Raw genomic sequence first — 11,922 nt, 5'->3', positions numbered from 1 at the left:
ACTGTGTTAATTGAGCCCTTAGTACCATCAGCCGGTTTTACCCAGTCGCACCAGGCGAAAATGGCCACGTTTTTGTCAATAGCGATATTAGTGAATAACTCAGGTCCTTTCATACCGTGTAAGTAACCGGAAGCCCAATAGCCATGGCCATAACCGGTAAATTTATCCCAATGAACATAACGTGCCGTTACGCCATAACTGCCTGGTTTCTTCAAATCCATACGGCCGTAGGTAAGTCCCGCAAGATAAGCCTTGTTGTCTTCGTCAGCGTTTGATTGGGAATAGGTGCCAAATAACTTCAGGTTTTTCGCAATCATCTTATCCGCGCCGACTTCCCATAAATTAATTTCTGACGCATAGGGTGAGGGATTGCCTACTGTACCGCTAGTGGCAGTAATGTTTTCATCGTTTTTTATGCGGTGGTAAGCCGCTTTAAAATTAGCGTCTTTGGCTAATGGTATATTAACCTCCGCCCCCGTATAACGATTATCGGTAGTATTGGAAACAATGTACGGATTGGCTGAATTGTTGCCGCCCGCGATCCGCCGTAAATAACCGTATGTCAGTATTGTTTTCACTTTGCCAGGATCGCCAAACGCAAATTGAACACCCTGAACCGCTTTTTGATCCTGTCTGATCACGATGCCGTATCCCGGCTGATATTCAAATTTACCAATTTTGGTATTCACGTTACCAACCTTGCCAAACGCATACATCTGGTCGTTATGTCCTCCTGACCAAGTATTGGCATCTCTATTCGCGTCGTTTACATAGAAGCCACCGCTTTGGAAATCACGGGTAGCCTCATCTTCGATCAGTATTTTCCAGTTGTCGTTTACTTTGTAGGTAGCATAAAGGTCAATGCCGACAGACCACCACTGCCCGTCATTGGCATGCGGCGACTCGTAATTAGGGGCGCTCACAGCATGATAGACACCGGTATTACGCCAGGATTGGTTAGAAACATGAAGAAATCCGTTAACAGTAAGCTTATCGCTCTTTTTTTCCAGCTTGTCCACACGGACGCCCAGGTTGGTTAGCTCGTCTTTAAATTCCACTGACAATTTATTAATCAGCGCTTTATTTTCAGCGTCAGCCTTGGCTGAATGGGATATCGCCTTGCCGACAATTACCGCCATTTCATAACGCGTCAAGGTCTTGTCGCCTTGAAATGTTCCATTGCCGTAGCCGTCGATAACGCCGGCTTTAGCCAGTTGGTTAACCGCAGCGTACGCCCAGTGATTAGCCGGTACATCATCAAAGGGATTATTAGCCGCTAAAGCTATATTTGCCATACAGAACATTGCCGCTACAATCACAGACAATATCTTTGCTTTCATATCAACCTCACCTTTGGTACTTTAATAAAAAAATGTCTTGTCACTTATGAGCTATACTGAAATTGATCTACCCGCCATTCTCGCCTTAAGCTTGTGACCAGCGGCAAACGCAGCGAATGCTAGAATTATCGAAATTACAGAACAGATACATACAAATACCAATGCGGCACTATATTCGCGAAAACTATCATAGATAAACCCGATAATCGGAATACCCAGCGCGCCGATTATGGCCGTACCCATAGTTATATAGGAATATATTTTACTAAAATCTTTTAAACCAAAAATGGTCTTGGTGATAAGCGGCATACCTACCGAAATCATCGCCAATGTAAAACCATATAAGAATGTGCCGACCATCATCATGGCTACGCTATTACTTCCGAACAGCATCAGCAATATGGAAATAAATATCACAGTTAAACCATAGCCTATAGCCGTTTTGCCGCCGGCCTTATCGTTTACCGCACCAATGGACAGCTTACCAGCGATATTCCCAATCATGCAGGCTGAAATAAACGTTGCCCCCATAGTCGCAGCATCACCGGACAAAGTTAGGGAATATCCCTTAATATGCTGATAAAATGATCCTGAAAGCGAACTAAAACCAGCAGCCAAAAACGCAAGGACAAATGCGGCTGATTTTAAAGCATCGGCAGCAGCCACACCTTCCGCAGTCCCACCGGTAGGGGCTCCACCCTTTGCAGACGGAGTATCTTCAAGGCCATAAGGTTTTAATCCGATATCCGCAGGTTTAAAACGTAGTATAAACATGGTAAACGGAAGAATGCATACACAGGATATGACGGCAAGCACTATATAGCCCATCTGCCAGCCTTGATGGATTATGACATAGTTGCCAATCTGTGCGAATATAGCCCCGCCAACCCCGGAAAAAGCCGTGGCAATACCGATTACCGTACCGGTCTTTTTGGCAAACCATTGCGACAAAATTACTGGTGTAGGCGCAAAGAAAACAAACGCGTTGGCAAATCCCATGATGGTACCAAAAATATACCAATGATAGAGACTTGTGCTGAAAGCCATGGCCACATACATGAGTGCGCAAATGACAACACTTCCACTGATAAGCACCCTCACATTTTTAGTTGGCAGCCATTTACCGACAATCGGCATAACCAGCGCAAGGCCAAATGCCTGTAATGTCATGTAAATTGCCAGGCTGCCTATGCCGCAGCCTAATGTTTTGGCAACCGGCGCCAAGAACAAACCTGCACAGTTAAAATAGATGCCGATGCCGCATCCCTGCAAAAGACAGCAAGTTACTACTATGAACCAGGGATAATAGTTTTGTTTCTTTTCCATTAAAATTAAATTCACACTCCTTCGTTATCCATTTAAATTCTCGTGTTTTTTACCCGCCTGTTCCTATAGGTATTTTCATGTCATGCCGCCCCCTCATTTTTAATTTTCACTCAATTGCGAAACAATTGAGTTTTACTCATATCCACTGATTGACTATTTGCAAGTAATGTGCCAAGAATAACAAAAACTCCCGTAATAATAATTAGCTCCGCTCTGGAAGTCTCCAATAGCAGGGGGTTTACCGTTTAATCACTAAAAAATCATTAGTTATATGCGCGTTACTGTTAAAAGACAAACTCCTTTTCCAACGTACTTTTTTTGAACATTACATTTTTTTTGAGCACCATGTTATAGATTTATCCATATACAACGTGCTAAAGATTTGTGCAGGCGGGTGGGGTGTTGGCAAAAGCGGAAGTCAAACGCCAGTGGTGGAGCATTGTCAATACGCCATCCGCCTGCGCCTGCAAAATTCTTTAATGCGGATATAAAAAAAAGGCCGTTTATTTTTCTCAAAATAAACGCCTTGTAAATCCAACCAAATTTTATATATGGTTTAGCCAAATTTTAGACAAAGGAACAGTAATCAGAAAGCAACTTCAAACTATTTTCAAGTTTGCTATTATCGGTAGAAATCGCGTTTTTAAATTTTCCGTTGTTCCTTCAGTTTTTCACTGCGTATTTTGTTATATAAAGTATTGCGAGCTATTCCCAATGTTTCTGCTGTTTTAGTAATATTGCCGCCATTTTTCTTTAATGTTTCCAAGATGACTTCTTCCTGGTATTTTTTCAGCTTTCCGCTCTTGCGCGGTTTTATAGGTACATATTCAATAATGTTGACTGGAAAATCGGCCGGCTTCAGTATATTGTCTTCAGAAAAAACAATGGCAGTCTCAATCACATTCCCTAATTCCCGTACATTTCCCGGCCAGTCATAACGACACAAGCTTTCCATCGCTGCTGGATCAACAGATGGCAATGGTCTTTTCCATTGACGGCAAAACTTTTCTATAAAATGGTGGACAAGTAACGGAATATCATCTTTTCTTTCTTTAAGCGAAGGCAGGTGAAAATTTATCACGTTTAATCTATAATACAAATCTTCCCGGAATTCACCTTTTTTTACCGAATCGCACAATTCCCGGTTCGTCGCGGCAATAACCCGAACATTAACTTGCCTGCTCGTCGTTCCCCCAACCCTGGTTACGACTTTATTCTGGAGAAATCTAAGTAAGTGTACCTGCAGATCCAGCGGCATTTCCCCGATCTCATCAAGGAATAATGTTCCGCCGTCCGCCTGTTCAAATTTCCCCTTCATTCCGCTCCTTTTGGCTCCAGTGAAAGCGCCATCTTCATAACCAAACAGTTCACTTGCGATCAGTTCTTTAGGAATTGCACCACAATTTACCGGTACAAACAACCCCTTGCGACCACTAACCAAATGAATTTTCCGGGCAATCAATTCTTTACCGGTACCACTTGCCCCTTCAAGCAAAACACTTGAATCAAATTTCGCGGCTTTTTGGGCTTTTGCAATAATATTTGACCAATTTCGTTCTTCACCAACAATATCTACAAAACAGAAATCTCTATCCCCGCCAGTGTTAAGAGACCCAGTATTATGTTCATCAGATTCGAAAAATAGTAGTGTTCTCATTGCTTCGTGGGAATCTTTATATATTTTACTTTTCACCACTTTACATCGTTTTGTACCGTCATCAACAAGTAGCTTAAATTGCCTTCCTGGACTAAAAAACGGTTCGGTGTCATTTTTATCCAGTCGAATAATATCCTGCATACTGGTCCCAGTAAGTATTCGGTTGTTATTTTTAAAAAGATTAATACATTTTTGATTGGCGTCAATAATTGTCCCGTTATTATCAATCACCAACATATATTGTTCTATAATATTCTTGAGTGACATAAAAGCATTTTCTGCTTCCCGCCGCCGTGATTTCTCCTGATCCATCACCAGTTGGTATTCGATCATTTGGGCAGTGAATTTTAAAATCTTGGCAATTTCCGGTTGCAAGGCACCAGCAGGATTAGACACATTGATTGCCCCAATAATTTTACCAGCCGGATCATGGATTGGCATGGCAGCACAACTGCTTTTATGTAAATTGACCACATAGTGTTCATAACTCTTGATTTCGACAAAACGATTTTCCGCTAACGCAATTCCAATGGCATTTGTACCGATATCTTCCTCTCGGCATTTAGCCCCCAACGGCACAGGATAACCGGTATTGTTTGCCACCTCAATCGCATAGCCGTTTGGGTCACAAAGCATGACGAAGTATCTGTGCCCGCCTAAAGTGCAAATATCCCGCATAACCGACGCTGCCTTTGCAATCAGTTCTTGGTATTCATAACGCTTTATTTTAAGCGCGTCCCCTGATAAAACCACTTTATTCGGATCAATGCCGGGATCGACAAGACTACGGCACCGTCGCCAAGATTTTGCTACGAAGGAGGGTAAATCCTGCTCAAGAAGAATTCCTTTTTCAACAAAGCTAAGCCATGCTGATTGCAGCTTATCTGGTGAATTATTGTTGTTTAACTTAGAAACATAATCAATATTCAACCCGGATCACCTTTCTCCCATCAATATTTTCATAACATAATCTATATGAAATCCAATAAAGATTTTCTTCTAAGCAGGGTGTTAGTAACGCTCCGCCGCTAGCGCTTAACCTACGCTTTTACTAACACCCTGCCTGTAAATCTTTATTGGATACTATATATACCAAAAAATTCGATAAGAGATCTTTGTTCCCTTTTTTTCAACATTTTTTTTATTCTTAATTGCCTATTTTGTCAATTAAAAGCAGTAAGACAGATTGGTCAATAACTTGTTCTAAAGTTTCAATGTTAGCTGCCTTTCGCTCAAAAATAATACGCTGAGCAAAATAATTACACTTTTAAAATTGTGTTACAGCTTTTTTTCATATTGGAGCAACCGTCATTTACAGGATTTGAGTAGCTCAGCTATTAATTTCTCTGAAACTTATTGCTTCAAATTAAGTCAGGGTGCCAACTCCATAAATTGGCATATTAATTGCATATGATTAATTAATAGTGTTAACCCAGGCTAAGATGAATATATATACATCTTAGAAAGGAGTTGAATGATTTTTGAACGAGAAAGTTAAAGGAAGAATCTACGATATACAGGGTTATTCCGTACATGACGGACCGGGAATTAGGACTACCGTATTTTTAAAGGGATGTCCACTGACCTGTTTGTGGTGTCACAGTCCCGAGTCCCAGCGCAACGATTTCGAACTGGCCTGGTTCGCTGTCCGGTGTGTGGGACTAGAGAAATGCGGACTATGTCTTAAAGCCTGTCCCCAAGGTGCGCTGAGCCAGGCGTCACCGGAAAAATCGGTTTTGGATCATTCACTGCTGACAAAAATCAGTATTGACCGGAGCAAATGTGACAACTGTCTTACGTGTGCGTCGGCCTGTCCATCGAAGGCTCTGACTTCCTCCGGATATGACACCACCGTGGAAGAAGTATACCGTCGTGTTGCCAAGGACAGGCACTATTACGGAGAAGATGGCGGCATTACTATTTCCGGCGGCGAACCGATGGCCCAATTTACATTTACCTATGAACTCGCCAAACGCTGTAAACAAGACAAGCTTAGCGTATGCCTTGATACTACGGGTTACGCTCCGGGTGAAAACTACGACCGAGTTCTGCCATACATTGATTTGTTTTTATTTGATTTGAAGCATATGGATACGAAAAAAAGCCGCAAGTTTGTCGGTGCAGGCAATGACCTGATCCTGGCTAATGCCAAACGGATCGCAGAAAATGGCGGTAAGCTTCAGATTCGCATCCCGGTTATCCCCAAGCTCAATGCATCAAACGAAAATCTGATCAGGACGGCACAGTTTTGCCAAGAACTCGGACAGGCTGTCACCCTCGTGCAATTATTGCCCTATCACGCCATGGGGATCTCAAAATATGTCCGTATTGGGCGCAATTATAAATTAGTAAATATTACGCCGCCGTCTGATGAAGAAATGCAAAAATATCTGGAACTCATACAGTCCTTCGGGTTGCCCGCCCAGATCCATTAAAAACGAAATTACCGCTAACCTTCGCTTATGATTTAACCATAAGTCATTATATGGTTTTAATTATAGGTAACATTTTAATTACAAGGGGGAGAAGAATCCATGTACAAATTTAAATCCGCAACTGAACGGATTAAACTCATGAGAGAGCTTATCCGTGACCGAGTTATCCAGACGGACGCGGAAAGAGCATTAATTACCACCGATTCCTATAAAAGGAATGAACATGTAGTCCCCATCATTAAGCGCCCACTGGCCACCTATGATGTCTGTTCGAAAATGACCTTGCGCGTGGAGGACTTTGAAATCATCGTCGGTAATAAAGCCCAGAACTTTCTTGGTTCCGGCATAAACCCCGAATGGTCAGGTACAGGCTGGATTCCGGATGGAGTTGAAAAAGGGCTCTGGACGCTAGAGGCTGACGGGCTGTATCACAATCCCGCTAACGAAGAATTGAAATTAACTATCGCCCCGGAGGATGTGGAAGCACTCCTGTCTATCCGGGATTATTGGAAAGATAAAACCGTTACGGCGACTGCAAATGCCTGGCAGCCCGACGGTTATCAGGAGTTTAGCCGTCTAAATGTTTCCAGTTACGTACCCGGTGCTCCGCTCATGTACATTCCAACCGGACATCTGACACCCGGTTTCGAAAAAATTATTAATGTTGGCTATGCCGCTATTCGCCAGCATGCCCAAGACTGGCTGGATGCACATGAAGGAAATCTAATGGGCGAGGACATGAATAAGTACATGTTCTACAAATCTGCCGTAATTGCTTGCGATGCCGCGACCATCCTGGTCAAGCGCTATGGTCAAACTTGCCTGGCTAAAGCTGCTGCATGTCAAGATCCAACTCGCAAAGCCGAACTAACCAAGATGGGTGAAAGTCTGCTGTGGATCTCTGAAAATCCCGCCCGCACTTTTTGGGAGGCTTGCCAGGGTACTATCATGTATCAGCTGTTTTTAAGCTTAGACTCCCGCTATCCGGCCTGTGCTTTTGGCCGTTTCGACCAATATACCTGGCCGTTCCTCAAGGCTGACCTTGAGTCCGGCCGTATTACCCTGGACGAAGCTCAGGAAATTGTTGACGCCTTCTTCCTTAAAGCCAATTGTTTCTATAACGCGGCGCCTGATTTCATCGCTGTAACTACCGGCATCGGCAATACTTACCAACATACCACCATCGGCGGTGTTAACCGTGATACTGGTGAAGACGCCACCAATCCTGTCACCTACATGGTTCTTGAGACTATTGGCCGGCTGAAGCTTCACGACCCAACCATCTCTTTGCGTATTAATACAAACACTCCTGACGAACTTTGGGAATGCGCTATCGAGACATCTAAGCTTGTCGGCGGCCTGCCATTATTTCAAAATGACGAGATCATCATTCCCGGCCTCATGAAGGAACTCAATTTTACCCTTAGAGACGCCCGCGATTACAGTCTCATCGGCTGCCAGGAAATTGTTGGTTCCGGTAATGATTATCCAGCACCTAATGGGGTTCATGCCCCGCATGCCAGCGTCCACTATGGAGTTATCTTCGATATGGCCATCAACAACGGCATAAACCCATATAACGGTACCCAATGTAAACTTAAGACCGGTTATCTATATGAAATGGAATCCTTCGAAAAAGTCAAAGCCGCAGTCAAAGCCATGTGCAGCTATATTCAAAAATGGCACATAACCGTGAACAACTACTCTGAATATCTGACCATGTATCATGCTCCTCACGCCGGGCTGTCGATCTCTATCGAGGGCTGTATGGAATCAGGCACGGATTGCGTTTGCGGTGGTGCAAAGTACAACTCTTACGGCGGTACCGCTACCGGTTTGGCGACACTTGCCGATTCTCTTACCACGATAAAATACATGATCTTTGATAAGAAGCTATGCACAGCCAGAGAACTTTACGATGCCGTCATGGCTAACTGGGAAGGCTACGAACCACTCCGACAACGGATTTTGAGCGAAGTTCCCCATTATGGAAATGACGATCCCTACGCTGATGAACAAATGAAATGGATTTGCGATGTATACTCCGAGATCTGCGGCGAATGCTACAGCACAAGGTCCAAAGTGTACAAAGGCGGTCTCTATGGAGCGTCCGATCATGTGGCTCAAGGTTATCATACCTGGGCAACCCCTGATGGCAGAAAAACCGGCGAACCCCTGGCGGATGCAACTTCACCGGCACAAGGCAGAGACCACGAAGGCCCTACTGCCGTCTTTAACTCAATTTGCTGTCTTGATCATTCCCGCTATATGGATGGTATTGCTTTAAACCTCAGAATTCACCCAACCGCATTAAGAAATGCCGCAGGTATAGACAAGCTGCGTGATATGACGAAATCTTACTTTAAAACCGGCGGTATGGAAGTCCAATATAATGTTGTAAGCTCTGAAACCCTGAGGGCAGCGCAAGCTGATCCTCAGTCTTATCGCGATCTTGTTGTTCGCATCGCCGGTTACTCGGCCTACTTCGTCGAACTTAGCAGAGACTGTCAAAATGACATTATTAGTCGAAACGAAAACATGTTTTAGTAAAAATTTGTTTGCGCCCTGAATTCAATGTTCTTCATTATTATTAATGTTATAGTAGGGGATGTCTCAAGTTATTGAGACATCCCCTCTATTAATTTGGAATATCAAACTCAAACAAGTTATCTTTTTTTAATTCACAGCTTGGATTTATTCAGACCTAAATTGAAATTTTTTCACAGCATTCAGCAATTCATCCGCCATTTGGGCCAATGCTTGACTTGAAGCCGCGATTTCCTCCATAGATGCCGATTGTTCCTCCGTTGCTGCCGATACCGTTTGGGTATGACTGGCAGTATTTTTGCTAATTTTGTCAATTTCCTGTACTGAGTCTACGACCTGGTGACTATCACCGGCCATTTGCTGGATTGCCGCCGCAATTTCCCTGATCTTACAGGATACCTGGCCGATAAGACCGGTTATTTGCTCAAACGCCTTGCCGGCCGTACTTACCACTTCGGTGCCGATTTTAACTTCCTGCGTTCCCTGATTCATAGAAGCAACAGCTTTCCCTGTTTCCGATTGAATCTCACCAATCATTGCTTCGATTTGTTTAGCGGCATCCTGAGATTGTTCAGCCAATTTTCGCACTTCCTCGGCCACAACGGCAAAACCGCGACCTTGTTCGCCTGCCCGTGCTGCCTCGATTGCGGCATTCAAAGCAAGCAGATTGGTTTGGCTGGCTATTCCGGAAATGGTATTAATTATTTGCCCAATTTCCTGGGAACGTTCGCCAAGGCTGGAAATGACACTGGCCGAGCTATTAACCGTCTGTTCAATATTCACCATCTGATTAACAGCCTTCTCAATCGCTTTACTGCCTTCCGTTGCGGCCGCCGCCGTCTTATCCGACATTCCTGCCACTGTTTGCGAACTGGCAGAAACCTGTTGAATACTAGTCAACATTTGTTCAACAATTACAGAGGATTTTTCAATTGCTGCTACCTGTTTATACGTACCGTCGGCGACCTCGGCAATAGCATTGGCGACCTGGGTGGCAGCTTGCGCCGACTGCTCGGCATTGGCTGTCAATTCTTCTGTCGAGGTAGAAACCTGGAGTGCCGACCCTTCAATTCTACGCAAAAGCTGATGCAGGTTTTCACCCATTTTTTCAAAAGAACGAGCCAATTTCCCCACTTCATCATTCGAGGATATTCCAATTTGGGTTTCGCGCAAATCACCGCCGGCAATATGATTAGCAACTACCGTTAATGCCTGTAAAGGCTTGGCTATTTTTATTGAAAGTATAATTATGACAAAAGCGGCAATAATGACTGCACAAATGCTGATGCACAATGAAATCCAGGTAAACGTGTTTAGCTTCGCCGTCATTTCCCGTACGGGCACATTTACGCCGACAGACCATTTCACTCCCGCTACCGGAGCATAAGCTAAATAGCGGGATACACCTTCATTCTGATATTCGGCAATTCCCTTCTCGCCGTTTACCATATTGGTAACAGCCGCTTTTAACTTGGGATTTGCGTCAGCATCTTGAAGGATATTTTCATTATTAGCTACTTCTTTGTTGGGATGAAGAACTGTTAGTCCATCTTTTCGAACCAAGAAAGCGTAACCTGTCTCTCCTATTTTTACTCCCTCTACAACGTTTTCTAAAGCTCCAATATTGATCGCGCACACTAATACTCCGACAACTTGGTTTTTCGACTGAATGGGAGCGGCGATTACAATAATCGACTCGCCTGTCGCCCGTGAAAATATTGGATCAGAAACGCAAAGTTTTCCCTGGACGGCCGTTTGAAAATATTCACGTTCAGCCAAATTTCCGCGGATATTGCGAGAATCAAAACAATTTCCCTGCAAATCCAGCCACATAATATTGTGGTACATCTTATTTCGCTGCATTTCAGAGGCAAAATAGGCCATAATACCTTCTTCGTCACCGCTGGACATAATCGGCGACCTAGCCATAGCCTCAATTTCCGCAGTTTTGATATTGAGCCACATACCGATTTCCTGCCCACGGTTTTCGGCCATGCTAGTCATCTCGTTCTCAATATCTTTAACAATAACTTTTTTAGCTTGCCAATAGCTTAGGCTCCCCATCAGGCCGAGTGTAACTACCATTAAAGTTAACACAACAGCAATTAATTTTGCTTTAATACTATTCAAGATATTTCACCCTCATCTGTCCTCTTTTCCTCTGCAGGCTGTTTATTCCCTGGCGGGAAATTCATAACCGCTCACCTCTAAAAGATCCACAGCTTTGTCATAAGTTGCCGCCAGAATTTTCGGGCATTTTGTGGATCGGTTCAGTTGATTTCCGCCTAAAATATCCTTGCAGGCAATACCGCCATTGCTTTCTTCAAACTCGCTTGCAAACCATTCGGCCAAATCATTGATAAGTACTGGCGAATACCTTGGCTGCAATAGTGATATTAGGCAGGCTGTGGCACTAAAAATTCCACAGACCATATCTGAGTGCAAACCGTCACATAAACCGGCAACCGCTTGAATCAATTGCGGATTATCTTCCAGCTGAGCATCCTCCAGGCCCAGCTTAAGAACTATTTGACTGCAGCAATATCCTTGTAACTTTAGGGCAAACAAACGGCTATTATCAGCCATTACCTGCCTTCCCCCTTATGCTCTGCATTTT

At 43.8% G+C, this 11,922-nt stretch carries 7 protein-coding genes; 2 read left to right on the top strand and 5 right to left on the bottom strand.

Translation table 11 applies throughout. From position 1 onward, the window contains the following. The 3 genes from BLR65_RS12785 to BLR65_RS12775 all read right to left on the bottom strand — a co-directional run. On the bottom strand, positions 1 to 1,340 hold a 1,340-nt coding region (locus BLR65_RS12785), incomplete at its 3' end, for an S-layer homology domain-containing protein (RefSeq protein WP_093794578.1). A 51-nt stretch (positions 1,341 to 1,391) separates the two neighbouring features. Beyond that, entirely contained in the window at positions 1,392 to 2,681 is a 1,290-nt protein-coding gene (locus tag BLR65_RS12780; protein ID WP_143122572.1) for an MFS transporter, read from the bottom strand. 628 nt (positions 2,682 to 3,309) lie between these two features. Further along, positions 3,310 to 5,253, bottom strand: a complete 1,944-nt coding sequence (locus BLR65_RS12775; RefSeq protein ID WP_093794576.1) for a sigma-54-dependent Fis family transcriptional regulator — start codon at positions 5,251 to 5,253, stop codon at positions 3,310 to 3,312. A gap of 551 nt (positions 5,254 to 5,804) precedes the next feature. On the opposite strand from BLR65_RS12775, the gene BLR65_RS12770 reads away from it, so the two are divergent. After that, a complete protein-coding gene (locus BLR65_RS12770; RefSeq protein ID WP_093794575.1) occupies positions 5,805 to 6,758 on the top strand; it encodes a glycyl-radical enzyme activating protein in 954 nt (317 codons plus the stop codon). A gap of 99 nt (positions 6,759 to 6,857) precedes the next feature. Next, positions 6,858 to 9,305, top strand: a complete 2,448-nt coding sequence (locus BLR65_RS12765) for a glycyl radical protein (RefSeq protein ID WP_093794574.1) — start codon at positions 6,858 to 6,860, stop codon at positions 9,303 to 9,305. Between the two features lie 147 nt (positions 9,306 to 9,452). On the opposite strand, the gene BLR65_RS12760 is transcribed toward BLR65_RS12765, so the two are convergent. Beyond that, complete coding sequence (locus tag BLR65_RS12760; RefSeq protein WP_093794573.1) at positions 9,453 to 11,435, bottom strand: methyl-accepting chemotaxis protein; 1,983 nt, start codon at positions 11,433 to 11,435, stop codon at positions 9,453 to 9,455. Positions 11,436 to 11,477: 42 nt separating this feature from the next. Continuing rightward, complete coding sequence (locus BLR65_RS12755; RefSeq protein WP_093794572.1) at positions 11,478 to 11,891, bottom strand: DVU_1555 family C-GCAxxG-C-C protein; 414 nt, start codon at positions 11,889 to 11,891, stop codon at positions 11,478 to 11,480. Positions 11,892 to 11,922 lie beyond the last annotated feature (31 nt).

It is taken from the genome of Sporomusa acidovorans, assembly GCF_900101845.1.
In the GTDB taxonomy this organism is placed as follows: domain Bacteria; phylum Bacillota; class Negativicutes; order Sporomusales; family Sporomusaceae; genus Sporomusa; species Sporomusa acidovorans.
This window is presented reverse-complemented; position numbering and strand designations above follow the sequence as displayed.